Source organism: Streptococcus sp. HMSC073D05 (assembly GCF_001812015.1).
GTDB lineage: Bacteria > Bacillota > Bacilli > Lactobacillales > Streptococcaceae > Streptococcus > Streptococcus parasanguinis_D.
The window spans coordinates 442256-468412 of record NZ_KV807489.1 but is presented as its reverse complement, the minus strand read 5'-3'; the positions used below and the strand labels follow the sequence as shown (position 1 = coordinate 468412).

The window sequence follows — 26157 nt, the reverse complement described above, 5'->3', positions numbered from 1 at the left end:
CCTAACGGAGCGAGACGGACTGAAAGTCACATAAGAAGAAAAAGACAAGTCTTGTGACTTGTCTTTTTGTTGTATCCTAAATAGGATTTGTGTTCATCGAAGAAAATTTGGGAATTGGTCTCATGACCGATCTGACTCTCTTTCCAGAATATCCAAATCTTGTCAAAATTCCGCTGGTTGAAGAGGAAAAAACAGTCTTCTATATTAGCTATGCCTATCCAAATGAAGGGGAACCCAAAGCACTTCTTAGCTCCTTTATTGAACGGTTAGAGAAGTGTGAAAAATAAGGAAGCTGGTGTCAAACAGACAAATAGAGAGCAACTTGAATAAAATGAGGCTTGTAGAGAAAGGAAATTCATGATTTCGCTTTGTCTGCCAGCCTTTTTTGGTGTTTTTTGGTATAATTAAACTTGATCATATTCTGCAGAAAGGAGTTCCTATGTCCAACTATTTATCCGTATCAAGTTTGACCAAATATTTGAAATTAAAATTTGATAAGGATCCCTATTTGGAAAGGGTTTATCTGACAGGGCAGGTCTCCAATTTCCGAAAACGCCCCAACCACCAGTATTTTTCATTAAAGGATGAAAAAGCGGTTATTCAGGCGACGGTCTGGGCTGGGGTTTATCGAAGCTTTGGTTTTGAGCTAGAAGAAGGCATGAAGATCAACGTCATCGGTCGCATTCAGCTCTATGAGCCAAGTGGGAGTTATTCCATTGTCATTGAAAAGGCTGAGCCAGATGGGGTAGGGGCCTTGGCCATCCAATTTGAGCAACTCAAGAAAAAGTTGACCGAAGAAGGGCTCTTTCAGGATCGGTGGAAGCAAGCTCTGCCACAATTTCCAAGAAAGATCGGGGTCATCACCAGTCAAAGCGGGGCCGTGATTCGCGATATTATCACAACGGTGAGCCGACGCTTCCCTGGTGTTGAGATTGTGCTCTACCCGACCAAGGTTCAGGGTGAAGGCGCATCTAGTGAGGTGGTTGCTAATATTCAAAGAGCTAACCAACGGGATGATTTGGATGTCTTGATTATTGGTCGTGGGGGTGGTTCGATTGAAGATCTCTGGGCCTTTAATGAAGAAGCAGTGGTGCGAGCCATTTTTGAATCGCGGATTCCGATTATCTCCAGTGTTGGACATGAGACAGACACGACTCTAGCCGATTTTGTAGCAGACCGACGAGCTGCTACTCCAACAGCCGCTGCTGAATTAGCTACTCCAGTGACCAAATTGGATCTCTTGTCCCATTTACAAAAGCAGGAAAATCGCATGGCAACAGCCATGTCCAATCGCTTGGCCTATAATCGTGAACGTTTGGCCAAATTAAGTCAATCGGTTATTTTTAGACAGCCTGAAAGACTCTATGATGGCTACCTACAAAAGATTGACCAGTTGCAATTGCGTTTGAAACAAGGAATGCGTGATGCTTATGGACAAGGGGCCAATCAACTGCAAGGTCTGCGTCATCGCCTAGAAGCCATGTCTCCTTTGCATCGCATCGAGCGCTACCAAGACCGCCTGCTCCAAGATAAGAGAATCTTAACCAACCGAATGGAACAAGTCCTAAAAGAGCAAAAGATCAAGGTACAAGGCTTATCAGAAGCCCTCTTGATGCTCGATACCAGTAGGATTATTGCGCGTGGCTATGCCATGGTTAAGCAAGACGATCAGGTTCTAGACTCGGTTGCGAAAGTAAAAGAAGGGGACCCGCTGTCACTCATCATGAGAGATGGCCAGTTAGAAGTAGAGGTAAAACATGTCGAAAGAAAAGAAATTTGAAGAAAACTTAGCAGATTTGGAAGCCATTGTCCAAAAATTGGAAAATGGTGATGTGGCTTTAGAAGAAGCTATTACAGAATTCCAAAAAGGAATGAAGTTGTCAAAAGAATTGCAAGATACCTTGGATCAAGCAGAGAAAACCTTGGTCAAGGTCATGCAAGCAGATGGTACTGAAGCGGATCTAGCATGAGACAAGAAGAAAAACGAAATAGAGTAGAGCAAGCAGTTCGCTCTTTTTATGAGGCGAAAGCCGTCGCCCCCCATTTAGTGGAGTCGGTCCTGTATTCGATCCAGGCAGGCGGAAAACGCCTGCGCCCATTGCTCCTTCTAGAATTATTAGAGGCCTTTGGACAGGAATTGACGGAGGCTCACTTTCAAGTGGCAGGAGCTTTAGAGATGATCCATACAGGAAGCCTTATTCACGATGATCTGCCTGCCATGGACAATGATGATTACCGTCGGGGGCAATTGACCAATCATAAGAAATTCGGAGAAGACCTGGCGATTTTAGCAGGGGATGCGCTTTTTCTCGATCCCTTTGGGATGATTGCTGCGAGTGCCCTTTCAGATGCGGTCAAGGTCTCTTTGATCCTTGAATTGTCAGATGCTTCCGGTAGTCGTGGAATGGTAGCTGGCCAAGTCCTTGATATGGAAGGGGAACACAAACAGCTCACGCTAGCAGAGTTGCAAACCATCCATGCCAATAAGACAGGACGCCTCCTTGCCTATCCTTTTATCGCAGCAGGTTTGATTTTAGAGTTGCAAGCAGACTTTGCTCAGCTCTTAGAAAAAATTGGGAAAAAATTAGGCCTGGCTTTTCAAGTACGGGATGATATTTTGGATCTGGTCGCTGATTTTGAAGCTTTGGGGAAGACCCCTCAAAAGGACTTAGTGGCTGAAAAATCGACCTATCCAGCCCTGTTGGGATTGGAAGAATCAAAAGCTTTGCTGACAAGTGAATTAGACGCTTGCGAGGACTTGTTGGATCAGATTACAGCTGCTTGTGACTTTGATCCGCGAGCGATCAAGAAATTAATAGAAGGATTACGAATAGATGGCTAAGGAAAGAGTGGATGTATTAGCCTATAAACAAGGCCTATTTGATACCCGCGAACAAGCCAAAAGAGGGGTGATGGCAGGTCTTGTCGTTGCCGTTATCAATGGTGAGCGCTTCGATAAACCGGGTGAAAAAATTGATGAAGCAACCGAGTTGAAATTAAAAGGCGAAAAGCTCAAATATGTCAGCCGGGGCGGTCTTAAATTAGAAAAAGCCCTGAACCAATTCGGTTTATCTGTAGAGGATAAAATTGCGATTGATATTGGAGCTTCTACAGGTGGCTTTACAGATGTCATGCTGCAAAACGGAGCCAGCCAGGTCTTTTCGGTGGATGTCGGGACCAATCAGTTGGCCTGGAAATTGCGCAATGATCCTCGGGTGGTCTCGATGGAACAGTTCAATTTCCGCTATGCCGAGCCAGATGATTTTGAAGCGACACCGAGCTTTGCGAGTATCGATGTCAGCTTTATTTCCTTGGACTTGATTCTGCCAGCCCTTCACCGGATTTTGGCAGATAATGGACAAGTCGTGGCCTTGGTGAAACCTCAGTTTGAGGCAGGACGCGAACAGATCGGGAAAAATGGGATCATTAAGGATCCTAAGATTCATTTAGCCGTTCTGGAAAAGGTCGTTGCTTTTGCAGGAACACATGGCTTTTCCGTGATGGGAGTGGATTATTCCCCTATCCAAGGAGGCCATGGCAACATCGAATTTTTGATGTATCTAGAAAAAAAAGAAGAGAAAACAAAGCCAACTACAGAGCAGCTGGAGGCTGTTGTGGACCTGGCACACAAGGAATTTAAACATGAAGAGTAAGAATATCAGATTAGAAAAAATTCGTCGTTTCATTCGCGATCATGAAGTGGGGACGCAAGAAGAGATCGTCGAACATTTGAAAGAAGAAGGCATCTCAGCAACCCAAGCGACGGTGTCACGGGATATCAAAGAATTGGGCATTGTAAAACGCCCTCTAAAAGACATGACCTATGTCTATGAATTGCCACGTAAGCACCACCAAGGGATTGGGATGATTGAAAGCAATATCTTGTCTCATCGTCGCATGGGAGAATATGTCAATTTCACCATGGTTCCAGGGACAGCGCCTTTAGTCAAACGTCGCTTGCGGGAGATTTATAAGGAGCATATCTTTAGTATTGTTGCAGATGATGATACGATCTTGCTGATCGCCTATTCAGCTCCAGAAGCAGAGAATATCCTCAAATCAATCTTTGGGTGGTAAGAGCCTATGCTATTAGAAATTTCGATTAAGAACTTTGCCATTATCGAAGAGATTTCCTTAAATTTTGAAAAGGGAATGACGGTACTGACAGGGGAAACAGGTGCAGGGAAATCCATCATTATCGATGCCATGAACATGATGCTGGGAAGCCGTGCAACGACGGATGTCATTCGACACGGAGCCCCAAAAGCGGAAATCGAAGGGCTCTTCACCGTTGAGAGCAATCGCCACCTGACAGCTCTCTTTGAAGAGCAAGGACTAGAGTGGACCGATGAATTGATTATTCGCCGAGAGATCCTGCAAAATGGACGAAGTGTCAGCCGGATCAATGGTCAGATGGTGAATTTGTCTGTCTTAAAGGCAGTCGGTCAACATTTGGTGGATATCCATGGCCAGCATGATCAGGAAGAACTCATGCGGCCCCAATTGCATATCGCTATGCTGGATGAATTTGGGGATGCAGCCTTTTTCCAAACCAAAGACGCTTATCGTCAGACCTTCGAAGACTACAAATGCCTGCGCAAACAAGTGGTGGAACTCCAGCGCAACCAGCAGGAAAACAAGGCCCGTATTGAGATGTTGGAGTTTCAAATTGCAGAGATTGAGGCAGCTGCCTTGGAAGTGGATGAGGACCTGCGTCTGGAGCAAGAACGCCAACGCCTGCTCAATCACAAGATGATTGCAGATACCCTAACCAATGCCTATACTATGCTGGATGCAGAAGAATTTTCGAGCCTCTCCAATGTTCGATCAGCCATGAATGATCTGGAGAGCATCGAAGAATATGATCCCAGCTACAAAGAGCTCTCAAGCCAGTTATCAGAAACCTTCTATGCCCTTGAGGATATTACCAAGCGCTTAGAAGATGTGGTTGATGGTCTGGAGTTTGATGGCAATCGCCTCATGCAGGTGGAATCGCGTTTGGATTTGATCCACTCCATCACGCGCAAGTATGGTGGCCAAGTCAAGGACGTCTTAGAATACCTAGCACAAATCACCAAAGAATATAGCCTTCTCACCGGAAGTGATCTCTCGTCTGAGGACTTGGAAAAAGAACTCAAACGTCTAGAAAAGAGTTTGGTCACCTTGGCTCAAGATTTGAGTGATCAACGGCATGACCTAGCTCAAGCTTTGGAAAATGAAATCCAGCAAGAATTGGCAGATCTCTACATGGACAAGGCGCGTTTTCAAGTACGTTTTAGCAAGGCTAAGTTTAATCGTGAGGGAAATGAAGCTGTCGAATTTTACATTTCGACCAACCCAGGTGAGGATTTTAAACCCCTTGTCAAGGTAGCATCCGGCGGAGAATTGTCACGCTTGATGTTGGCCATTAAGTCTGCTTTTTCTCGAAAAGAAGGAAAAACCAGTATCGTCTTTGACGAGGTGGATACAGGGGTCTCTGGGCGCGTGGCCCAAGCGATTGCAGCGAAAATTCATAAGATTGGTCAAAATGGCCAAGTGCTTGCCATTTCTCACCTGCCTCAAGTCATCGCTGCAGCAGATTATCAATTCTATATTGAGAAAATCAGTGATGAACACTCAACTGTCTCTACTGTGCGTTTGCTCAATAGAGAAGAACGAATCGAAGAAATTGCCAAGATGCTGGCAGGAGAGGATCTAACGGAAGCTGCCCGTCAACAAGCAGAGCAACTTCTCAAGCGTTAAGAGAAAGAAGGTTTGAAATAATGTCAAGATACTTTGTAGTCGGAGATATTCACGGAAAAGCACAAATGCTAGAAGAGCTCATGACAGAGTGGGATGGAAAAGCTCAATTGGTCTTTTTAGGGGATTTGATAGATCGAGGCGAAAACAGCAAACGATCAATTGAAATCGTAAAGGACTACGTAGACCATCACGGAGCGGTTTGCCTTTCCGGAAATCACGAGTACATGTTTTTAGCCTGGTTGGACAATCCAGAAGAGCGTTATGACCACTACCGAAGAAATGGTGGCGATACGACCATCAACTCTCTGTTAGGCCGGCCACTCGATGCTCCTGTAGATGGCATTGCGGATGCGCAAGCAGTAGAAAATGCCGTTCCTGACTTGGTGGCCTTCATCCGTAGTTTGCCTTTTGACTACGAGACAGAGACCTATTATTTTGTCCACGCTGGTGTGGATCTAACCCTTGAAAATTGGCGAGAAACCAGTGATTACCAAAAGGTCTGGATCCGAAAACCATTCCATGAAGCGGAGAATCATACAGACAAATGGATCGTCTTTGGCCATACACCAGTCTATGGACTGCTCAATGAGCCAGTCGGCACCGAAAATCTTTGGATTTCAGATCAGAAGATGGGTGTCGATGGGGGCGCTGTCTTTGGTGGAGTCCTCCATGGATTGCTCTTGGATGATCAAGGCATTGTCCATGACCATGTCCTTCATAATACAGGTTTTTCTGCCGCAGACGACTGAGGAAGCAGGAATGGATATCTTTCACTGCAAAACCCCGTGTTTTTTGATATAATGAAAGCAGAACATTCTTAGGAAGAGTATAGAAATATATGGCAAATATTAAAATAGTTACAGACTCATCTATTACAATTGAGCCTGAAGTGGTTGAAGAATATGGCATCACCATTGTGCCACTTTCTGTTATGGTGGATGGAGTCCTTTATTCCGACAGTGAGTTGGGCGAAGGGGACTTCTTGCGCTTAATGCAATCTAGCAAAAATCTTCCAAAGACCAGCCAACCACCCGTTGGAGTCTTTGCGGAGGTGTATGAAAAGTTAGCAGCAGACGGAGCTCATATCGTTTCGATTCATATGTCTCATGCCCTGTCAGGAACCGTAGAGGCGGCTCGTCAAGGGGCAACCTTGTCAGGGGCAGAAGTAACTGTGATTGATAGTGGCTTTACAGACCAAGCTATGAAGTTCCAAGTGGTTGAGGCAGCTAAGTTGGCTAAAGAAGGAGCAGATCTAGACACCGTTTTAGCTCGTATCGAAGAAGTCAAAGAAAAGACAGAGTTGTATATCGGCGTATCTACCTTGGAAAATCTAGTTAAAGGTGGTCGGATTGGCCGTGTTACCGGACTTTTGAGCTCGCTTCTTAACATCCGTGTGGTGATGCAAATGAAGGACCATCAGTTGGAACCAATCGTCAAGGGCCGTGGAAACAAGACCTTTAAGAAATGGTTGGATGAATTGGTAGAGAAACTTTCCCATAGTAAGGTGGCTGAGATCGGGATTTCTTACGCAGGGACACCAGAGTGGGCCAATGAAATGAAGGCTCAGTTGCAATCTCTCGTTGAAAAAGCAATCCCAGTTCTCGAAACTGGATCGATTATTCAAACCCATACAGGTGAGAATGCATTTGCAGTTTTGGTGCGCTACGAATAAGCTGAATAAATGTTTGAAAAAACAGGTTTAGTACTTGACCTAAAGGCTTTTTTTAGATATTATAGTACTGTTAAGGCGTAAAGCCTAAAAAAATTTGGAGGATTTGTTAAATGGCTAACAAACAAGATTTGATCGCAAAAGTGGCAGAAGCTACAGAATTGACTAAAAAAGATTCAGCAGCAGCTGTTGACGCTGTATTCGCAGCAGTTTCAGAATACCTTTCAAAAGGTGAAAAAGTTCAATTGATCGGTTTCGGTAACTTCGAAGTTCGTGAACGTGCAGCTCGTAAAGGTCGCAACCCACAAACTGGTAAAGAAATCAAAATCGCAGCTTCTAAAGTTCCAGCATTCAAAGCTGGTAAAGCTCTTAAAGAAGCAGTTAAATAATTGCATTTTGAAAAGCCATCCTAGATTTCTAGGATGGTTTTTTTGTTGGACAGCTCTATAGGATAAGGGTATAATAGGAAAAAAGAAAGAGAGAAAAGACCATGCGATTCATTTTAGGCCTCTTTGCCTTGTTGTTTATCCGACCTATTTTGTATCTACTGAAAGGGCTGTGGTTCGTACTGGAATTTTGCTTTATGATCCTCGTGGTCAAAATGATCCTAGGAACCGTGCGCTGGATGACCAGTTGGATTGGTTGAGAGTAGATGAATCTATTTCAGGCTCGTGAATCAATGTCCCCTGGACATAACCTCGCTTTTCGGTTTTTAGGCTCGTGAATCAATGTCCACTGGACAAAAACTCGCTTTTCCATTTTCAGGATCGTGAAAAAATGTCCCTCGGACAAAAACTCGCTTTTCTGTTTTCAGGCTCGTGAAAAAAATGTCCACTGGACATTTTTTTTAATTAAAAGCATTCTAAATAGTGATTTATTTTGAAACATGATATAATAAGGGTAACGAATCGATTAAATCATATTGGAAAGGGGGAATCATAGTGAACGCATTGCATCGTCATGAAGAAGAGCGCGTGGAAGAAGTCTTGCAAAATTTGCGTGCTAAGGGCATTCGGATTACCGATACCCGCAGAGCAGTTCTTTCCTATTTAGTGGCGAGTCATGAACATCCAAGCGCTGAGAAGATCTATCGCGATTTATTGCCTCAGTTTCCAAGCATGAGTCTAGCAACTGTCTACAACAATATCAAGGTTTTAATTGATGAGGGGGTTGTCTCTGAGATCAAGGTTCGCAATGATACCACGACCTATTTTGATTTCATGGGGCATGACCATTTGAATGTGGTATGTGAAAAATGTGGTCGTATCGCAGATGTGGACATTGAAGTCCCAGATCTTCGCGAAGAAGCAGCTAGTCAAAGTGGCTACCAGATCACCAAAACCCAGATGACCGTCTATGGCATTTGCCCCGACTGTCAGAAAAATTAATGTTAGAGAAACCAGAGCCGTCAGGCTCTTTTTTGTGAGAAATTGCACTTTTCTATGGTCGCCACTAGATTTTTTACTGAAAATCTAGTAGAATAAAATAGATAAACGGGGGAAACCTCGGAGAATAAAAAGGAGATCCATCTAATGGTAAAATTGGTTTTTGCTCGCCACGGTGAGTCTGAATGGAACAAAGCTAACCTTTTCACTGGTTGGGCTGATGTTGATTTGTCTGAAAAAGGTACACAACAAGCGATCGACGCTGGTAAATTGATCAAAGAAGCTGGTATCGAATTTGACCAAGCTTATACTTCAGTATTGAAACGTGCGATCAAAACTACTAACTTGGCTCTTGAAGCTTCTGACCAATTGTGGGTTCCAGTTGAAAAATCATGGCGCTTGAACGAACGTCACTACGGTGGTTTGACTGGTAAAAACAAAGCAGAAGCTGCTGAACAATTTGGTGATGAACAAGTTCACATCTGGCGTCGTTCTTACGATGTATTGCCTCCTGCAATGGACCGTGATGATGAACACTCAGCACATACTGACCGTCGTTACGCTTCGCTTGACGATTCAGTGATTCCAGATGCTGAAAACTTGAAAGTTACTTTGGAACGTGCCCTTCCATTCTGGGAAGATAAAATCGCTCCAGCTCTTAAAGACGGTAAAAACGTATTCGTAGGAGCACATGGTAACTCAATCCGTGCTCTTGTAAAACACATCAAACACTTGTCAGACGACGAAATCATGGATGTGGAAATCCCTAACTTCCCACCATTGGTATTCGAATTTGACGATAAATTGAAAGTTGTGAAAGAATACTATCTTGGAAAATAAAAATATCCAGTGGATATTTTTATCCCGAGCCTGAAAATGCCAAAGCGAGGCTTATCTAGTGGATATTTTTATCCCAAGCCTGAAAACGCCAAAGCGAGGCAATTCTATCGGGATTTGTTATCCATACAAAAAGCTGACTTCGGTCAGCTTTTTTGCTTGTCTTCCTTAGATCCTAGCTGGTTTTGGGTTTTCAGGGTCTCCTAAAAATGTTATAATAGAGTGTTACTAAATTGGGTTCCATTAGCCCTGAAAGGAAAAGAAAATGACAAAATCATTCTACATCACAACCCCTATCTATTACCCATCAGGTAAATTGCATATTGGTTCAGCTTATACAACGATCGCCTGTGACGTCTTGGCGCGTTACAAGCGCATGATGAACTACGATGTTTTCTACCTGACTGGTCTCGATGAGCATGGTCAAAAGATCCAGCAAAAAGCAGAAGAAGCTGGGATTACGCCGCAAGCTTATGTAGATGGGATGGCCGTTGGAGTGAAAGAACTCTGGCAATTACTCGATATCTCATACGATAAATTCATCCGTACGACAGACGATTACCATGAAAAAGTAGTAGCCCAAGTCTTTGAACGCTTGCTTGCGCAAGATGACATCTACCTGGGTGAATACTCTGGCTGGTACTCAGTCTCTGATGAAGAGTTCTTTACAGAAAGCCAATTGGCTGAGGTATTCCGTGATGAGAATGGCAAGGTCATCGGTGGGGTAGCCCCATCAGGCCACGAAGTAGAATGGGTCTCCGAAGAATCTTACTTCCTTCGCCTCAGCAAATACCAAGACCGCTTGGTTGAATTTTTTAAATCCCAACCAGATTTCATCACGCCAGATGGCCGTCTCAATGAAATGTTGAAAAACTTTATTGAGCCAGGTTTGGAAGACTTGGCAGTATCTCGGACCACCTTTACTTGGGGAGTTCCAGTTCCATCTAATCCAAAACACGTGGTCTATGTATGGATCGATGCCCTTCTTAACTATGTGACCGCTCTTGGTTACGGTCAAGAAGATCATGAAAACTTTGACAAATTCTGGAACGGAACCGTCTTCCACATGGTCGGGAAAGACATCCTTCGTTTCCACTCCATCTACTGGCCGATCCTTCTCATGATGTTGGATATCAAATTGCCAGAACGTTTGATTGCCCATGGTTGGTTTGTCATGAAAGACGGCAAGATGTCTAAGTCTAAAGGGAATGTCATCTACCCAGAAATGTTGGTGGAACGCTTCGGCTTGGATCCACTTCGTTACTACCTCATGCGCAGTTTGCCAGTTGGTTCAGATGGTACCTTCACGCCAGAAGACTACGTGGCTCGTATCAACTATGAATTAGCAAATGACCTTGGAAACCTCCTCAACCGGACGGTAGCCATGATCAATAAATACTTTGGTGGTCAAGTTCCGGCTTATGTCGAAAATGTCACATCATTTGATGCAGATTTGGCCAAGGTGGTTGAAGAAAACATCGCTGAATACCACAAGCAAATGAACGCGGTTGATTATCCACGCGCTTTAGAAGCCGTATGGAACATCATCTCTCGTACCAACAAGTACATCGATGAGACTGCTCCTTGGGTTCTCGCTAAAGAAGATGGTGACAAGGAACAATTGGCAGCGGTCATGGCTCACTTGGCAGCCAGCCTCCGTGTCGTGGCTCACTTGATCCAACCATTCATGATGAACACCTCAAATGCCATCATGGAACAACTAGGCTTGGGCTTGGACTTCGATCTTGAAAACTTGACCCTAGCTGGCTTCCCTGAAAATGTTACAGTGGTTACTAAAGGAACTCCAATCTTCCCACGTCTTGACATGGAAGAAGAAATTGCCTACATCCAATCTCAAATGACTGCTGGAAAACCACAAGAAAAAGAATGGATTCCAGAAGAAGTGGAACTCAAGTCTGAAAAAGACGAGATCAAGTTTGAAGACTTTGACAAGGTTGAAATCCGTGTAGCAGAAGTCAAAGAAGTGGAACGCGTTGAAGGATCAGACAAATTGCTTCGCTTCCGCCTAGATGCAGGAGATGGCGAAGACCGTCAAATCCTCTCTGGTATCGCGAAATTCTATCCAAATGAACAAGAATTGGTCGGCAAGAAACTCCAAATCGTGGCCAACCTTAAACCACGTAAGATGATGAAGAAATATGTCAGCCAAGGCATGATTCTTTCTGCAGAACACGGAGATCAATTAACAGTCTTAACAGTTGATCCATCTGTTCCAAATGGAAGCATTATTGGTTAAACATATATAAAAAAGCACTCCCGTGGGAGTGCTTTTGTTGTATTGATATAGTTCCCATCATTGAATTTTACAAGGATAGAGATGAGTCCTATTAGTAATGAATATTAATGGAGACTTCCGCAGTGAGAAAAGAGTCTGAAACATTTTCGTTTCAGACTCTCGGAAGATTTGAGACAGTGGGCTCAAATCTTAGGTATGGAATCCCAAAGGGATTCGCTACCGTCCGTCCTCACCTAAGGAAAGTCTCCGATTACAGTTTCTATTCATCTGGCCGGTATTCTAGGATATCTCCTGGCTGGCAGTCGAGTTCTTTGCAGATGGCTTCAAGGGTGGTAAAGCGGATGGCTTTGGCCTTGCCGGTTTTGAGGATGGAGAGGTTGGCTGTGGTGATGCCGATTTTGTCGGCTAGCTCGTTGGATTTCATCTTTCGCTTGGCTAGCATGACATCTAGATTGACGATAATCATGGCAACCTCCTTAAATGGTTAGCTCATTTTCTTCGGCAATCTCAATACCTCTCTCTAAAATCTTGCCAGAGACCCAGACGATTGGAACGGCAAGGAGAAGCCCTGTGTTAAAGGTAAATTGGAAAGTGAAGGGAAGGAGATAAGCATTTCCACTGGTTTCAAGTGTGCCAGACATAAAGGACAAGACCAAGAGAATCTTCCAAGCTCGGTTGCAAAGATCAATGTTGGAGTGAGAAAAGATCTTTTCTTGGTAGAGATTTTGGAGGAAGCTACGAATGGTGATGAGAAGGTAAATATAGATAGCGCTTGAGGCTAGTGGAAAGAGCAACTGCCAGAGAGGTTGCGGATGTTTGGGGAAGAGCTGGATGCCATTCACATCAAAGGACAAGCGTCCAGTTTGAATGAGATCTTTAAACACTCCCATCCGTGAAAGCAGGTGGACGACCAGTGCAGCCACAGTCATAAAGCCACAGAAGTAAATGAAAGCCGTCAAGACTTCAATGACATTTTTTAAGGTTTTTGAGTTTTTCATCGCAAGCCTCCTTTAAGTTTATTTATTTTTCACTTATAGTATACTCCTTATAAAAAATTAGTCAATAAAAAGTATCGAAAAACGATAAAAAAATAACGATAAACAAAATATTAATTTTGAAAAACAGGTATTCTCTGCTCAAGCTAGTCGGTTTAAGCCGGGGAAACCACTACATAGAGGGGAATTTTACTATACTTTCGATTTAGGGTATACTAGTGTAAAGATCTTATTCCATGGAGGTAGTAAAATGAATCTTAAGTGGAAGAAAAAATACCTGGGGCCGATTCTGGGGCTGGTTGGAGCAGTTGTTCTGATCGGTGGAGTCTATCTCTACTCTAGCTCCAACATCCAACCAGACCATCAAAAGGAATTTAACCAGACTAGCAAGAAGGTCACTAAGCCAAAGGAAAAAGCCATTGACTTGAGTGGTGACTATGTCTCTAATGAACGGGATGAAGCCAAAATCGAGAAAAAGGGCAAGGCCTGGAAGATCGATTACCAAACGGCTGACGGCAAGGTATCCGCTGAATTTAGTACGGATTGGAAGGTCGAAGGGTCTAATAAAGTTTCGACAGGCAAGATGAAAAAGTCCGATGGTAATACAGACTTTACAGTCACTGTTCGTGTCTTTAAATACAAGACAGATAAGAAGCCTTTGATCACGGTCACCATGACTGACAAAAATCCCGACCACGAGATGGTCTTTGCCAATCGGGAGGATTTTTTCAAATCGACAGATCCAAATGATGTCGTCCTTGATGGCAATCTCTCACCGTTTGAAGGTGCTTATTCCAATGATACCTATGAAAAGGAAATCGCAGATTCCGGTTTTAAACTTTATGGCTATACTCCAGAAGAATATTACCAAAACAAGACCAGCGCCTTTCCAAGCATTGTAAATGGTGAGGCTGGCTGGACTTTCTGGAGCGGAGGCACTCGGGCAAGTTACCTGCTCAATAAAGAAAAAGAGCCCAAGAAGCGAAAAGGCTATTATGAAGTTTATTTCACAGGGGCCAATGCGACTGCGATCCAAGGGCAAGAGCAAACCTTGTACTTGATCCCAGCGGGTGTGACAGGTCCTGATGGAGTAGCTTCCCAAGAACGTCGGATTCTCTTTGGTGACGTGGCCTACCGTGATTACCATCTAGAGTGGTGGAAAGCTTACCCGCAACCGAAAAAAGAGAAAGACTTGGATATTGCGGCCATTAACGGAGGCGACTTCTCAAGCTTAGCTGGAACCTGGCGCAATGGCAAGGGAGCTGAAATCGTCATCCAAGCAGACGGAAAAGTCAAGGGCCAAGGCAGCCTCAAGGCTGTTGCGGACTCGGATAAGAAGAGCAAGATCCCTTATGTTGAAATGAAGATGGGTGAGACCGGTGCTGCGATTGGACTTCTGAAAATCGGCTTCCAAAATCCGGATGGAGATCAGTCTGATACCAGCAAGCCACGTCTAGTGGTCACTCAATCTGCAGGCAACTACCCGGCTGATCAATATTTCTACCGTCAATAAAAGAGAGGGGGACAGAAATCGGTAATTCGTTAGAATTCGATTTCTTTGTCCCGCCTCCGCACAGTTGAGTAGGGCTGTAAAAGCTGATGAAATCAGCGTAGTAGAGCCCACTCAAGCACTGCGTCTTGCTCGATAATCCAAGACAATTGAGAGGCTAGGACTTTTGTCCCAGCCTCTTTTTTTACTGCAAGAAAGGCTCGTGGGGTCTAGGAAATTGCTAGTCTCTAACATTAAAAGGAAAAAAATGTAAAAAAAGCTTGACAAAGCAAATGATTCGCAGTATGATTAACTAGTTAATTAACTGATTAATAAACTAGTTAACGAAAATGAAAAAGAGGTGAAGGATGAATAGGAGAAGAATGAAGGTTCTGGGACTCTTGTTTCTCGGTTTCTTTCTGCTTGCAGCTTGTGGAAGTCAAGGAAATGCGGGCAAGCCCCCTTCTAAAAAAGGTCTTAAAATTGTCACGAGTTTTTATCCTATCTATGCCCTGGTCAAGGAAATCTCTGGCGATCAAAATGACATCTGGATGGTTCAGTCAGGTGCAGGGATCCATGATTATGAACCCTCAACCAAGGAAGTGGCCCAGATTTATGATGCGGATGTATTTGTCTATCATTCTCAGACCCTGGAATCTTGGGCCGGTCGCTTAGATCCCAATCTTCAAGGTTCCAAGTTGCGAGTGATCGAAGGCAGCCAAGGAATGACCCTTGATAAGGTGGCTGGATTAGAGGATGTCGAAGCTGGTCAGGGAAAAGAAGCCAAGCATTTATATGATCCGCATACTTGGTTGGATCCTGTAAAAATCGCAGAGGAAGGAAAGATTATCGCCCAGCGCTTGGGAGAGATCGATCCAAAGAACAAGGAGCGCTATCAGGCCAATGCTCAAAAGCTTGAAAAGCACTGTGAGGACCTGGTAGCCCACTACCAGCCTCTCTTTGACAAGGCCAAGCAAAAGACCTTTGTGACCCAGCATACGGCCTTTTCTTATCTGGCCAAACGCTTTGGTCTCAAGCAGTTAGGGATTGCAGGGATTTCCCCAGAGCAAGAACCGACCGCTCGGCAATTGGCCGAGATCCAGCAGTTTGTCAAAGACTACAAGGTAAAAACGATCTTTGTGGAAAAGCACACGTCGTCAAAGGTGGCAGATAGTATCGCCAAGGCAACAGGGGCGCGTGTCAAGGTCTTGGATCCACTGGAAGCTGATCCGAAAAATGATAAGGATCTATTAGAAAATTTAGAAGAAAATATGGCGACTTTAGCCAAGGAATTAGAGGAGTAAATAAAGAATGAAGAAAAAGGGAACGATTGGATTGGTAGCGACCTTGGGGCTAGGACTCTGTGCCTATGCGCTCAGTCAGCAACCACAAGTCAAGGAAGAGAAAAAGAATCAGATTCAGTATTTGCAAGCGGACAAGAAATCGTCATCGTCTGCCACCAGCAAAAAGGAAGACAGCATCGAAGCGGTCAATGCCAAGGAAAAGACCCAGGCAGAGCAGATTGTCATCAAGATTACAGATGAAGGCTTTGTCACTTCTCATGGGGATCATTTTCATTACTACAGCGGCAAGGTTCCATTTGATGCCATCTTTAGTGAAGAGTTGATTTTGCGGGATCCAACTTACCAGCTGCAAGAAGCGGATATCGTGAGCAAGGTCAAGGATGGCTATATTATCAAACGCGCTGGGAAATACTATCTCTACTTAAAGGATGCCCAACATACAGTCAATGTGCGCTCGATCGAAGAGATCGCCCAACAGCAAAAGGGAGGCACCAAAGAAGAAGGAGAGACAGGATCGGTGCAAGCGAGCTCCTCGCACAAGGCAGGCAAGACCCGTGACTTCCGTCAACCGAGTCAAGCGCTGAAAGAAGGAAAGACTCTAGAGATACTGACGGCTAAGAACCATACAGCTGGTGGTTATCGTACGGACGATGGTTATGTCTTTAGCCCTGGAGATGTCATTTCAGATACAGGGGACGGCTTTATTGTGCCCCATGGCGGCCATTTCCATTATATTCCAAAGAGTGCCTTATCTGCTGGCGAGTTAGCAGCAGCCCTCTCTGTCTTAGGTGGTCAAGCCGGCCATCAGCCAGGAAGCTCACACCTAGCTGGAGCAAGCACAGAAGCAGGGCAAGGAACTCCGGATCAAGCTTCTCCAAGCCTTGGGAAGCCAGCGAGCAACCAGCCATCAGCCAGTCCAACTAATACACAGACAACCCCAACGACGTCTAAACCGGCTACTTCCAAATCGAGTCCAACCCTGACCAACTTGATCGAAGAATTGCAGAAAACACCTCTGACTTCTCGTCATGTGGAGTCTGATGGTTCTGTCTTTGATCCAAGTAAGATTACCAAGTGGACCGATCAAGGGATTGTCTACCCTCATGGGGATCATTTCCACTTTATCCCTTACAGCTCCCTATCGCCTTTAGAGCGTGAGTTGGCACGGCAATTCCAATTGCTTCGTGCTCAAGGATCTAGTAGTCCAACAGAAGTAAATCCAAGCTTGCCTTCAAATCCAAGCACAAAACCAATTGACCATGAGCATGATCATGAGCATGGCGACAGTCACGATCACAAAGAGGAGCACGATCATGGCTTCCACGCTGACAAGGTCATCAGCAAGGACGAGGAAGGCTATATGGTCGCTCATGGCAACCATGCCCATTATTTCTATAAAAAGGACCTCTCTCCTCAAGAGATTGCAGCAGCAGAGGCAACTCTAGCTGGTAAGAAAGAAGAGGACAAGGGTCAGCCCCTGACAGATGACGTTGCGACCTATTCTCGTGATGCCTCAGATGAGGAAAAGATCCAGTACATCAGCAAGACCTACGGTGTCCCTCGCGAGGCCATAAAGATTTCCAAGGGTTTCTTTGTCTTTAACAATCCAGACCAAGAATACGATCCGACCCACATCCATCCTTATGCTGTTCGTAAGGAACATGTCCGGATCCCACTCGAAACTGGCAATCCTGAACTAGACTTTATCAATGAACTCTATGCAACAGCGCTTCGTTCGGGGATTTCTCCTTATAGCCTCCAGATTGAAAATGGCCAGTTTGTCATCCCGCATGGCGATCATAACCACTACATCAAGGTGCGCTCAGCAGGTCTAGCAGACTACTTAGCCCATCGCCTTCCTACCATCCAATCGCCTTATAAAAAAGGAGACTTGGACAAAAAAGCAGTAGAAGAAAAGGTCAACCAACTCTTAGTAGAAAGCCGTAGCCTCTATGCTTCTGATCCATTGCAACAAAGACGGATTGAGCTCATCTTGGGTCACTTCTTGGAAAATGTCAAGAGTTTCCCAAGTAACTCAACAGAGGGCTATCTTGCAAGTCTCAAACAGGTTGATGCGCAGTACATTCATGCGACTCAAGCGGTCAAGCCAAAAGAAGAGACAGCCTTGGACCGTCGTTACCAAGAATTGCTGGAACAAGTGCGCTTGCTAGACACAGAAGCCTTCCAATTGAAGAAGGAAGAGTTGGTCTCTCAACTGCAGGAAGCCTATGCTGCCAAGGACAGTAAGCGTCTAGAGCAGGAAGGGAAGCTATTAGAAGCTGTTCAGGAGATGCAAGATCGGACGGGTGTGACATCGGTCGATTACCTCAAGTATTTCTACCAAAGCTTGAGCGATGCGCGCTTGACACCAGAACTCCGCACTAAGGCCGCAGATCTAGCCTTGAAGCTCTACCGAGCTCAAGCCTTTGAAGAAGCTTGGGATTCCAAGTCTCACTTTATGGAACTCTACCAAACCAAGCAAGCTATTGACCAGCTCTTCTCCCAAGAAAAAGGCCAAACCTATCCTATTGAAAAAACAGTTTTGGATCAAAAAGGAAGTCAAACCCCATCCTACAACGTAGCGGTTTATGATTTCCTCAAAGGCTTGTATGGAGAGTTGGATAAGGCAACAGAAGCCCGTCAACAGAACAAGATTTTGACAGCTCTCTTAGAGCAAATCCAGTCGCTCTTGCCACAGGTCGAAAACCAAGACAAACGAACGGCTTTTGAAGCAGGCTTGACTCAACTTGGAAAAGAATCTGATCCAAACAAGGCTATTACAAGTGGGGAAGCACTTCTACGCGAAATCAGCGATACTATTGAAAAGCAAAAACAAAAGCAAACCGAAGAGCCTCAGATTGGGGATGTCGCACTTTATCAACAGCTCTATAATCAATTGATGGCTCTTCACCAACAATTGCAGGACAAGGGAGCTAGTGATGCTGTGTTTGATCGCTTAGAAGCTCTCTTTGACCAATTGGCTAATCCAAAGAGTGATAAAGCAGCCTTACTGCAGGCCATCCAAGCCTTTCAGGCAGAGTTGGCAGCAACGCCATCTGCAAGCGAAGTGACCAAACCAGCTACCACGGTTGAAACGCCTGTCGCTACAGAAACTCCGGTGGAAAAAGAAGCAGCAGCTTCAGAAGGAAGCAAGCCTGCCACAACTGAGACAGAAACCGAGCCTGCAAGCTCAGCTGTAACAGAAGCAAGCACGCCAGATGCTCCATCTCCTCAGAACCAATAGAAAATAGAGAAGAGGCTGGGACAAAAGTCCTAGCCTCTCGATTGTTTTTGGACTGTCGAGCAAGACGCAGTGGTTGAGTGGGATATACTACGCTGATTTCATCAGCTTTTACAGCCTTACTCAACTGTGCGGAGGTGGGACAACGAAATCGAATACTAACGAATTACCGATTTCTGTCCCACTCTCTTTTTGCGTTTTAGTGAATAGAAGAGGTGGCCTCTTTTTTCAGTTGTTGAGCCTCACTCCTTGTGCTCTAGGAGCAGTGGGGAGGAAAGCCCGACTGCTTTTTTTCGCTTGAAAAATGCGGCCATTTGAACCAGGATGCGGGGGACCGTTTGCCATTTTTTCCAAGCTTGAAAGCGGGTGTCGATGAGCTGCTTGGCTAAGCGTTCTAGCATTTCCTGCTCGGTTGGATCCAAATCTTGGGCATTTTGGAGGATTTCCTTGGCCTTAGCTAGCTGTTTGAGATCGGTAAGGTCATTGATGGAAGTGATACCGGCATCGAGAAAAATGCCAAAAAAGGTGTCAAAAAACTTCTTGCGCTCCTCTGCCGATGTTTCGCGAACCCATTGCTTCAAGGTCAGGTCGGTCTGCTGGCTATCTGGACTGGTTTCAGAAACAGTCACAAAGCTGTAGTCCTTGATTTCCCAAGTAAAGGCATCGTGCTGGGCAAAGCCGCCAAAGGCGTGACTTTTGACAATGGTCGTCGGTTCTGGCACTTCCAACATCATGCCAACGATAGATCCCTGAGGGACAAAGCGACGAATGTTTGGGGACGTCCGCTGGTAACCTTCGGTTTCGATAATGGCCTTGTTGAGGCCAGGAGCATCGTAGCTGTAGATGGTGTCGACTCGTTCAAATAAGGAATCAGGTAGATACGAGCAGGCATAGGTCGCAAGGTTGCCCCCTTTGGAGTGACCGGCTACTAAGAAACGTCCTTTCGGAAATTCCTTCATGACATGTTGCAGGTAGCTGGCTGCGCGCTTCTGAGCTGGAACATGGTCCATATAGGTCATGTGGAAGTCTTCCTTCCAGCCGATCAAGGTGTCATCTGTCCCTCTGAAAACGACTAAATACGTATCCAGACTAAGCCGATAGGTCATGGCCGCAAACTGTTTTTGCACATCGGGATCGTATTCATCGACATAGTTGAGGAGTTTGATGTTCTTAAAGCGCTTTGAAGTAGCTAACTCATCAACTAATTGCAGGTGCTGGTTACTCACGATAAAATCGGTAGTCCGGTCGATCAGTTCCATCGCATCAGACAGGCGCACTGGGATTCCTGTTGTATCTCCTTGAGGCACAATGTGTCCAAAGGGCAGATAGGTCAGCTCTGTCAATGCGAGAACATCCAGTTCTTTGAAGGGGCGGTCATATATGGAATCATAAGTCACTTCTTTTAGGTAATCAAAAATAGTCGACATCTGTGCCTCCCGTGTCTTATTTCTTTCAGTATAGCACAAAAATGGGAGTAGAAAAAGCTCTTACTGTTAAGAAGGCTACGCTCGATCTTTTTCTCTGCTTCTTAATCTGTTATAATAGGAAGAAGAAAAAAGAAGGAAAGACAGCCATGCATAAAATTCTCTTAGTGGAAGACGATGAAATTATCCGCCAACAGGTCAAACAATTATTGGAACAATGGGGCTATGAAGTGGTCGCAGTAGAGGATTTTATGGATGTCCTCGGGATCTTTGTCGAAAGCGACCCTCATTTGATTCTCATGGATATTGGCCTGCCTCTCTACAATGGTTACCACTGGTGCCAAGAGATTCGCAAGGTTTCAAAGGTTCCGATCATGTTTCTTTCTTCACGGGATCAAGCCATGGATATTGTCATGGCCATCAATATGGGTGGAGACGACTTTGTCACCAAGCCCTTTGACCAAAATGTCCTCCTTGCCAAGGTCCAAGGGCTCTTGCGCCGCTCCTACGAATTTGGGACAGATCAAAATCTGCTGGAGCACCGGGGAGCCATCCTCAATCTCAAGTCTACGGACTTGGTGTATGAAGGGGAAGTCATCAAGTTGACCAAGAATGAATTTCAGATCCTTCGCGTCCTGTTTGAGCATGCGGGCAGTATCGTGGCACGCGATGACATGATGAAGGAGCTCTGGAATAGCGACTTCTTTATTGATGACAATACCTTGTCTGTCAATGTGGCCCGCCTTCGCAAGAAACTAGAGGAGGCTGGCTTGTCAAACTTCATCGAAACCAAGAAAGGCATCGGTTACGGGTTGACCCATGAATAAATTTGGAACGATCTTCTGGCAGTATGTGGTATCCCGCAGGCGCCTACTCTATCTATTGGTCATCTTTTTGATCGTCGATCTGGTCTTTGCCTATCTCTTTCCAGAGACGGGGAAGGTTTTTCTCTATGCGACCCTGGTGCTAGGCTTTTTTACTCTTTGTATCCTGATCTGGGATTTCGCCATGACCTTTCGGGACTACTGCAAAGCCGCACTTTATGAGGAAATAGAGGTTGCCTCACCACTGGAACATCTCCTTTATGAAAAATACACGGAAGAACAGCAGGCGCGCTTGGAGGAAGGGAAGACAGCCCAGGCCAAGTTCAATGACCTGATGGATTACTATACCCTCTGGGTTCACCAGATTAAGACGCCCATTGCGGCCAGCCAGCTCCTGGTGCAAGATGTCGAGACGCCTATTGTTAAGCAGCAGATGGAGCAGGAGCTCTTTAAGATTGACTCCTATGCCAATCTGGTATTGCAGTACCTGCGACTGGAGAGTTTTCATGATGATCTAGTCTTAAAGCGCGTGTCGGTAGAAGACTTGGTCAAAGAAGTAGTCCGCAAGTATGCCCTCTTTTTTATCCAAAAGAACTTGACCGTGGATCTGCATGATTTGGAGCAGGAGGTCATCACCGATCGTAAGTGGCTCCTGGTCATCATCGAGCAGCTCTTGTCCAATAGCCTCAAGTACACCAGCACCGGTGGAATTGAAATCTATTTTAAAGACCAGACTCTCTATATAAAAGATAGCGGGATTGGGATCAAAAATAGCGATGTCCTCCGCGTCTTTGAGCGGGGCTTCTCCGGCTACAATGGCCACCTGACCCAGCAATCTTCAGGGCTGGGGCTCTATCTATCTAAGAAAATCGCAGAGCAATTGGGCCACAGGATCACCCTCCATTCAGAGGTCGGACAAGGCACGACCGTTGCCATTCGCTTTGAAGAAAAGAAGTTGGTCATGGATTAAGAAAAAGGGATTATTATGGAAAATAAAAATGAAACATTAGAGATTACTAATAATGAATTAGAATATGACAATTTGATAGATCTAAAAAGTACTCTTCAAGTTGAGTTAAATGATATTTTAGATGAACTTTCTTCAATTGAGGAGGATAGAGAAAAACTACAAAATAACCAGTATCTTGAAGAAGCCATTCAAGACATCATTTGGGACCAAGTTCAAAATCAATTAGCAGTCCAAATTGGTGAAGAGTTTATTAAAGATAACAACGGACAAAAACTAGATTTACGAAAAGACGCACATATACAAACTACTGAAAATTTTGAAAAAGGGAAATTTGCATCACACAATAGAGAGTTTAATTATCAAGAAAGATATGACAAATGGCAAGATAATTTTACCACTAATAAAAAAGGTGAAAGAGTTTTAAAAAAAGAAGCCCGTCAATTTTTTGATAAGGGAAGAGATATGGGGTCTGCAGCTGTTCATAAAGATCATACGGTTTCCATTAAAGAACAATTAAATGATATCGAAATGGCTGCATTTTTTTCTAAAGAGCAAGTTAAAGAGTTTGCCAATAGCTCTAAAAATTTACATGATTTAGATGCCTCTGCAAATAAATCTAAGAATGATAAAACTATGACTGAGTTTTTAAACTCTGAAAGAAACGGGTTGAAGCCTGAAGAGCGTTTTAATATTGATAGAAAACAATTAGAAAAAGATGATAAAGAAGCTAGAGAAGAGCTAAAAAATAGAAAAGATGAGAATAAAAATATTGCCATACAGTCTGGCAAAAAATCACGACGTAAAGAGGCTTTGAAAGTGACAGGGAAAGCTTTAAAAGCTGCTGTTCTTCAATTGTTGACAGAATTTTTGAGAGAGATTGTTAAGAAGTTTATTTCTTGGTTGGGTGAAAGAGAGAAGAATTTCGGGAACTTCATTGCAAAAGTAAAGGAAGCAATTACAAACTTTATCTCCAATCTTTCTCATCATGTCCTTGGTGTAGGGCAATCGATGGTTACGATGTTAGCTACCTCTATAATTGGTCCTGTAGTTGGAACATTTATGCAGGTCTGGACTTTTATTCAGCAAGGTTGGAGATCTCTTACCGATGCGATTGACTATTTAAAAAATCCAGAAAATAAAAATAAAAGTACAAGTGTAAAAATGCTTGAGATAGGAAAAATTATTGTTGCAGGAGTAACAGCTGCTGGAGCGATCGTTTTAAGTAGTGCGATTGGAGCAACTTTGTTATCTATTTTTCCTCCACTTGGTGTAGAAATCCCATTGCTAGGAAGTTTGTCTGGTCTGATCGGTACATTTATGGGGGCAACAGTAGCTGGTATAGCCGGTGCATTTGTCTTGAAATTAATTGATCAAATGATTGTCGACAAACAGATTGACGAATTAACAAATAAAAAAATCGATAAATATAATGATAAACTAATTGTACAAGACCAAATGAATGCGGTTGGAATGGCGCTTGTTCGAGTGGATAAAATGGAGTCTTTGAGCCAAATGGAAGATCGACATCACCAAGCAGCAGAAATAATGCGGGATGAGCTTTCTTTTTTACTTGAAGAAAAAGAAAAAAATGACAATGAATTTACAGAAATCGACGCCTTGTTGGCAGAGTTAACAGATTAGGAGTTATTATGGAAAATGAATTTGACTTACAAGTCAGTAATCATGATTTTAATGCAGCAAAAGAACAATTGAAAAAATTTGCTGAACAGGATGTAGAAGAGTTGAAGTTTGATAAAGTTCGTACACATGAAGACATCTTTGGATTAGAGTGGGCTGAACACGGAGTGACTGGGAAAGAACTTAATTCATTGATTGAAAAACTTCAGAAATATTTTTCAAAGGTTTATGATCGTGATCAAAACTTAATTGAAGAATTTGGTGAAGTTTATAAAGCCTTAGAAGCATTGGATAAGGATTACATTCAGGCTATACTAACTTCTGTTTCTGCGATCAAAAAAACAAATGAAAAGATTTTAATAGAGCAAGAGCGAATTGATCAGACGATTGAGAAACAAAAAGCTACCTTAATCGCCTTAAAACAGTTTAAAGAAAGTGTGTCAAATCAATTATCTGAAATTGATTCTAGTCAACTTATCAGTCTTATTGAACAACTTGAGAGTAGGGTTGAGACATTGGAAAAACCTTCTAGTGATTTGAAGGATGAAAGCACAGAAATTAATCGGTTAAAGAATGAATTGGATGCTGTAAAAGGCCAAGTGAATATCCTATCGAATAAGCTAACAACTTCTTTCGCTTTGATAGGCATAGCTACCGGAGTTGCTGTTGTGACTTTGATCATTTTATTGATGAGGTAAGCAAATGAGCCGTTATCAGGATGAATTAATTGAACTAGCAAAAAAATTTGATATCCAAACAGATTCAAAAGGAAAATTTCATGAACGAGTAATTATTTTGCTCAATGATTACTCTGAAAAATTAGTCATTGATATTTTGCAATACTTAGTTATTGAAAAACAAGAGGGTTCTCAAAAGATCGCCACTCTAGCAAATCAATTGTCAGAAGCGCTTCTGAAATATGCAGGCTATGTAAGTCTAAAAGGTTATAAACAAAATAAAAATGAGCAAGTGACGGAAGAATGCTCTCTTGATGATTTAAAAAAAGAACTTGACCGATTAGTTGGTTTACAAAATGTCAAAGAAGAAGTTAATCATCTGATTTCCTATCAAAGAATACAAAAGATAAGGAAAGAAAAAGGACTGAAAATTCCGAATAGAACTTTGCATATGGCATTTACAGGTAACCCAGGAACAGGAAAAACAACAGTAGCTCGTATTGTTGGAAAAATGTATAAACAACTCGGTTTGTTATCTAAAGGTCACTTTATTGAAGTTTCACGAACAGATTTAATTGCAGGATATCAAGGTCAGACTGCTTTGAAAGTTAAAAATGTGATTGAGAAAGCTAAGGGAGGAGTTCTTTTTATCGATGAGGCATATAGTATTACCGAAAATGAAAATTCAGATTCTTATGGTAGAGAATGCTTAACAGAATTAACGAAGGCCTTAGAAGATTATCGAGATGATTTAGTTGTGATTGTTGCGGGTTATACAAAGCTAATGGAACAGTTCTTTTCTTCAAATCCAGGGTTAAAATCTAGATTTAATTACTTTATTGAATTTGGAAATTATATACCAGATGAATTATTGAAAATATTAGAATTTCTGTGTCAAAAAGATGACTATAGACTAAGTGACAATCTGAAATTGAAATTGATCAATTATTTCGAAACAAGTATACAAAATGATGAGAAAAACTTTTCGAATGGAAGATTTGTTCGAAATATATATGAAAATCTCGTAATGAATCAATCTGTTAGATTAGATCAAGCGAAGATAAATGATGTAGAAGATTTGTCATTGCTTAGATCATGTGATTTTGAGAAATAAAATCCCCATCTTACAAAAATGTAAGAAATAAACGGTAAAATGAAAGGTTAGGTTATGGTAGCCGCCTTTTATTTTTTATACAATAGTTTCATCAAATGAAGGAGGTCAAGAAAATGAAACTCTTGAAATGGATGAAACAACTCAAAAAGACTGAGAAACACTGTAACCAACCCGATCTGGAAAAGACGGAATTTGGTCTCCAAGTCCTGCAACAAACCCAAGAATTTTTCTTGATCTACTAGTAAAAGGAGAAAAGCATGTCATTACTAGATGTTCAACATATCAAAAAGATCTACAAAACCCGCTTTCAAGGAACGCAGGTTGAAGCCTTAAAGGATATCCATTTTACCGTTGAGAAGGGCGAATACGTCGCTATCATGGGGGAATCAGGATCCGGGAAATCGACCCTCCTCAATATCCTAGCCATGCTGGACCAGCCGACCGAAGGACGAGTTTACCTCAATGGCACGGACACCTCGACCATCAAGAACAAGGATGCGTCCAGCTTCCGCCGGGAAAAACTTGGCTTCGTCTTTCAAGACTTCAACCTACTTGATACCTTGTCTGTCAAGGACAATATCCTTCTCCCTC

The 26157-nt window shown here is 43.4% G+C and carries 26 protein-coding genes; 23 read left to right on the top strand and 3 right to left on the bottom strand.

The window, feature by feature from the left end:
- Window positions 1-89: 89 nt before the first annotated feature.
- The 13 genes from HMPREF2832_RS05660 to metG all read left to right on the top strand — a co-directional run bounded on the left by HMPREF2832_RS05660 (window position 90) and on the right by metG (window position 11890).
- Complete coding sequence (locus HMPREF2832_RS05660) at window positions 90-287, top strand: type 2 periplasmic-binding domain-containing protein (RefSeq protein ID WP_049498159.1); 198 nt, start codon at window positions 90-92, stop codon at window positions 285-287.
- A gap of 152 nt (window positions 288-439) precedes the next feature.
- Window positions 440-1780 (top strand): exodeoxyribonuclease VII large subunit, encoded by a 1341-nt coding sequence (gene xseA / locus HMPREF2832_RS05655; RefSeq protein WP_049498160.1) that lies wholly within the window; start codon window positions 440-442, stop codon window positions 1778-1780.
- On the top strand, window positions 1758-1970 hold the full coding sequence (locus HMPREF2832_RS05650; protein ID WP_049498161.1) for an exodeoxyribonuclease VII small subunit: 213 nt from the start codon (window positions 1758-1760) through the stop codon (window positions 1968-1970). Before xseA ends, HMPREF2832_RS05650 begins: the two co-directional genes overlap by 23 nt.
- Entirely contained in the window at window positions 1967-2842 is an 876-nt protein-coding gene (locus HMPREF2832_RS05645; protein ID WP_049498162.1) for a polyprenyl synthetase family protein, read from the top strand. Before HMPREF2832_RS05650 ends, HMPREF2832_RS05645 begins: the two co-directional genes overlap by 4 nt.
- Window positions 2835-3653, top strand: a complete 819-nt coding sequence (locus HMPREF2832_RS05640; RefSeq protein WP_049498163.1) for a TlyA family RNA methyltransferase — start codon at window positions 2835-2837, stop codon at window positions 3651-3653. The genes HMPREF2832_RS05645 and HMPREF2832_RS05640 overlap by 8 nt, the downstream gene beginning before the upstream one ends.
- Entirely contained in the window at window positions 3643-4077 is a 435-nt protein-coding gene (locus tag HMPREF2832_RS05635) for an arginine repressor (RefSeq protein ID WP_003006022.1), read from the top strand. The genes HMPREF2832_RS05640 and HMPREF2832_RS05635 overlap by 11 nt, the downstream gene beginning before the upstream one ends.
- Window positions 4078-4083: 6 nt before the next feature.
- On the top strand, window positions 4084-5742 hold the full coding sequence (gene recN / locus HMPREF2832_RS05630) for a DNA repair protein RecN (RefSeq protein ID WP_070505927.1): 1659 nt from the start codon (window positions 4084-4086) through the stop codon (window positions 5740-5742).
- 20 nt (window positions 5743-5762) lie between these two features.
- Window positions 5763-6491, top strand: a complete 729-nt coding sequence (locus HMPREF2832_RS05625) for a metallophosphoesterase (protein ID WP_070505926.1) — start codon at window positions 5763-5765, stop codon at window positions 6489-6491.
- Between the two features lie 89 nt (window positions 6492-6580).
- Entirely contained in the window at window positions 6581-7414 is an 834-nt protein-coding gene (locus HMPREF2832_RS05620; protein ID WP_049472934.1) for a DegV family protein, read from the top strand.
- 110 nt (window positions 7415-7524) lie between these two features.
- Entirely contained in the window at window positions 7525-7800 is a 276-nt protein-coding gene (locus HMPREF2832_RS05615; protein WP_003006038.1) for an HU family DNA-binding protein, read from the top strand.
- A 552-nt stretch (window positions 7801-8352) separates the two neighbouring features.
- Window positions 8353-8799, top strand: a complete 447-nt coding sequence (locus tag HMPREF2832_RS05610) for a Fur family transcriptional regulator (protein ID WP_003006041.1) — start codon at window positions 8353-8355, stop codon at window positions 8797-8799.
- A 144-nt stretch (window positions 8800-8943) separates the two neighbouring features.
- On the top strand, window positions 8944-9636 hold the full coding sequence (locus HMPREF2832_RS05605) for a phosphoglycerate mutase (RefSeq protein ID WP_070505924.1): 693 nt from the start codon (window positions 8944-8946) through the stop codon (window positions 9634-9636).
- A gap of 262 nt (window positions 9637-9898) precedes the next feature.
- Window positions 9899-11890, top strand: coding sequence for a methionine--tRNA ligase (gene metG / locus HMPREF2832_RS05600; protein ID WP_070505922.1), 1992 nt, complete (start codon window positions 9899-9901; stop codon window positions 11888-11890).
- 259 nt (window positions 11891-12149) lie between these two features.
- On the opposite strand, the gene HMPREF2832_RS05595 is transcribed toward metG, so the two are convergent.
- Window positions 12150-12356 (bottom strand): helix-turn-helix domain-containing protein, encoded by a 207-nt coding sequence (locus HMPREF2832_RS05595; protein WP_003006064.1) that lies wholly within the window; start codon window positions 12354-12356, stop codon window positions 12150-12152.
- A gap of 10 nt (window positions 12357-12366) precedes the next feature.
- Window positions 12367-12888: a DUF2975 domain-containing protein gene (locus HMPREF2832_RS05590; RefSeq protein ID WP_003006066.1), complete on the bottom strand. Its 522-nt coding sequence runs from the start codon at window positions 12886-12888 to the stop codon at window positions 12367-12369.
- Window positions 12889-13135: 247 nt separating this feature from the next.
- On the opposite strand from HMPREF2832_RS05590, the gene HMPREF2832_RS05585 reads away from it, so the two are divergent.
- The 3 genes from HMPREF2832_RS05585 (at window position 13136) to HMPREF2832_RS05575 (ending at window position 18922) form a co-directional block, all read left to right on the top strand.
- Window positions 13136-14398 (top strand): DUF6287 domain-containing protein, encoded by a 1263-nt coding sequence (locus HMPREF2832_RS05585; RefSeq protein ID WP_070505921.1) that lies wholly within the window; start codon window positions 13136-13138, stop codon window positions 14396-14398.
- A gap of 344 nt (window positions 14399-14742) precedes the next feature.
- Window positions 14743-15678 (top strand): metal ABC transporter solute-binding protein, Zn/Mn family, encoded by a 936-nt coding sequence (locus HMPREF2832_RS05580; RefSeq protein ID WP_148131353.1) that lies wholly within the window; start codon window positions 14743-14745, stop codon window positions 15676-15678.
- 7 nt (window positions 15679-15685) lie between these two features.
- Window positions 15686-18922 (top strand): pneumococcal-type histidine triad protein, encoded by a 3237-nt coding sequence (locus HMPREF2832_RS05575; RefSeq protein WP_070505917.1) that lies wholly within the window; start codon window positions 15686-15688, stop codon window positions 18920-18922.
- Between the two features lie 239 nt (window positions 18923-19161).
- Here the strand turns inward: HMPREF2832_RS05575 and HMPREF2832_RS05570 are convergent, their stop codons facing one another.
- Window positions 19162-20346, bottom strand: a complete 1185-nt coding sequence (locus HMPREF2832_RS05570) for a DUF2974 domain-containing protein (RefSeq protein WP_070505915.1) — start codon at window positions 20344-20346, stop codon at window positions 19162-19164.
- 146 nt (window positions 20347-20492) lie between these two features.
- Here HMPREF2832_RS05570 and HMPREF2832_RS05565 point away from each other — a divergent pair, with 146 nt between their 5' ends.
- The 7 genes from HMPREF2832_RS05565 to HMPREF2832_RS05540 form a co-directional block, all read left to right on the top strand.
- Window positions 20493-21170 (top strand): response regulator transcription factor, encoded by a 678-nt coding sequence (locus HMPREF2832_RS05565; protein WP_003006080.1) that lies wholly within the window; start codon window positions 20493-20495, stop codon window positions 21168-21170.
- Window positions 21163-22137 carry a sensor histidine kinase gene (locus HMPREF2832_RS05560; RefSeq protein WP_070505913.1) on the top strand — a complete coding sequence of 325 codons (975 nt, stop codon included), beginning with the start codon at window positions 21163-21165 and terminating at the stop codon, window positions 22135-22137. Before HMPREF2832_RS05565 ends, HMPREF2832_RS05560 begins: the two co-directional genes overlap by 8 nt.
- Window positions 22138-22152: 15 nt before the next feature.
- On the top strand, window positions 22153-23778 hold the full coding sequence (locus HMPREF2832_RS05555) for an AI-2E family transporter (RefSeq protein ID WP_070505911.1): 1626 nt from the start codon (window positions 22153-22155) through the stop codon (window positions 23776-23778).
- An 8-nt stretch (window positions 23779-23786) separates the two neighbouring features.
- The gene (locus tag HMPREF2832_RS10405) at window positions 23787-24473 is read left to right on the top strand and encodes a hypothetical protein (RefSeq protein ID WP_070505909.1); all 687 of its coding nucleotides are present in this window, start codon (window positions 23787-23789) and stop codon (window positions 24471-24473) included.
- 4 nt (window positions 24474-24477) lie between these two features.
- Window positions 24478-25566, top strand: a complete 1089-nt coding sequence (locus HMPREF2832_RS05545; RefSeq protein ID WP_070505907.1) for an AAA family ATPase — start codon at window positions 24478-24480, stop codon at window positions 25564-25566.
- Between the two features lie 113 nt (window positions 25567-25679).
- Window positions 25680-25808 carry a hypothetical protein gene (locus HMPREF2832_RS10495; protein ID WP_261674222.1) on the top strand — a complete coding sequence of 43 codons (129 nt, stop codon included), beginning with the start codon at window positions 25680-25682 and terminating at the stop codon, window positions 25806-25808.
- A 15-nt stretch (window positions 25809-25823) separates the two neighbouring features.
- The coding region (locus HMPREF2832_RS05540; RefSeq protein WP_148131355.1) for an ABC transporter ATP-binding protein at window positions 25824-26157 on the top strand (334 nt) is incomplete at its 3' end.

Coding starts and splice junctions, on each gene's coding strand:
- HMPREF2832_RS05545 (WP_070505907.1), top strand. CDS start 24,478: ATGAGCCGTTATCAGGATGAATTAATTGAACTAGCAAAAAAATTTGAT.
- HMPREF2832_RS05560 (WP_070505913.1), top strand. CDS start 21,163: ATGAATAAATTTGGAACGATCTTCTGGCAGTATGTGGTATCCCGCAGG.
- HMPREF2832_RS05570 (WP_070505915.1), bottom strand. CDS start 20,346: ATGTCGACTATTTTTGATTACCTAAAAGAAGTGACTTATGATTCCATA.
- HMPREF2832_RS05650 (WP_049498161.1), top strand. CDS start 1,758: ATGTCGAAAGAAAAGAAATTTGAAGAAAACTTAGCAGATTTGGAAGCC.
- HMPREF2832_RS05595 (WP_003006064.1), bottom strand. CDS start 12,356: ATGATTATCGTCAATCTAGATGTCATGCTAGCCAAGCGAAAGATGAAA.
- HMPREF2832_RS10405 (WP_070505909.1), top strand. CDS start 23,787: ATGGAAAATGAATTTGACTTACAAGTCAGTAATCATGATTTTAATGCA.
- HMPREF2832_RS05605 (WP_070505924.1), top strand. CDS start 8,944: ATGGTAAAATTGGTTTTTGCTCGCCACGGTGAGTCTGAATGGAACAAA.
- HMPREF2832_RS05615 (WP_003006038.1), top strand. CDS start 7,525: ATGGCTAACAAACAAGATTTGATCGCAAAAGTGGCAGAAGCTACAGAA.
- HMPREF2832_RS05645 (WP_049498162.1), top strand. CDS start 1,967: ATGAGACAAGAAGAAAAACGAAATAGAGTAGAGCAAGCAGTTCGCTCT.
- HMPREF2832_RS05565 (WP_003006080.1), top strand. CDS start 20,493: ATGCATAAAATTCTCTTAGTGGAAGACGATGAAATTATCCGCCAACAG.
- HMPREF2832_RS05625 (WP_070505926.1), top strand. CDS start 5,763: ATGTCAAGATACTTTGTAGTCGGAGATATTCACGGAAAAGCACAAATG.
- HMPREF2832_RS10495 (WP_261674222.1), top strand. CDS start 25,680: ATGAAACTCTTGAAATGGATGAAACAACTCAAAAAGACTGAGAAACAC.
- recN (WP_070505927.1), top strand. CDS start 4,084: ATGCTATTAGAAATTTCGATTAAGAACTTTGCCATTATCGAAGAGATT.
- HMPREF2832_RS05575 (WP_070505917.1), top strand. CDS start 15,686: ATGAAGAAAAAGGGAACGATTGGATTGGTAGCGACCTTGGGGCTAGGA.
- HMPREF2832_RS05590 (WP_003006066.1), bottom strand. CDS start 12,888: ATGAAAAACTCAAAAACCTTAAAAAATGTCATTGAAGTCTTGACGGCT.
- xseA (WP_049498160.1), top strand. CDS start 440: ATGTCCAACTATTTATCCGTATCAAGTTTGACCAAATATTTGAAATTA.
- metG (WP_070505922.1), top strand. CDS start 9,899: ATGACAAAATCATTCTACATCACAACCCCTATCTATTACCCATCAGGT.
- HMPREF2832_RS05585 (WP_070505921.1), top strand. CDS start 13,136: ATGAATCTTAAGTGGAAGAAAAAATACCTGGGGCCGATTCTGGGGCTG.
- HMPREF2832_RS05580 (WP_148131353.1), top strand. CDS start 14,743: ATGAATAGGAGAAGAATGAAGGTTCTGGGACTCTTGTTTCTCGGTTTC.
- HMPREF2832_RS05555 (WP_070505911.1), top strand. CDS start 22,153: ATGGAAAATAAAAATGAAACATTAGAGATTACTAATAATGAATTAGAA.
- HMPREF2832_RS05640 (WP_049498163.1), top strand. CDS start 2,835: ATGGCTAAGGAAAGAGTGGATGTATTAGCCTATAAACAAGGCCTATTT.
- HMPREF2832_RS05635 (WP_003006022.1), top strand. CDS start 3,643: ATGAAGAGTAAGAATATCAGATTAGAAAAAATTCGTCGTTTCATTCGC.
- HMPREF2832_RS05620 (WP_049472934.1), top strand. CDS start 6,581: ATGGCAAATATTAAAATAGTTACAGACTCATCTATTACAATTGAGCCT.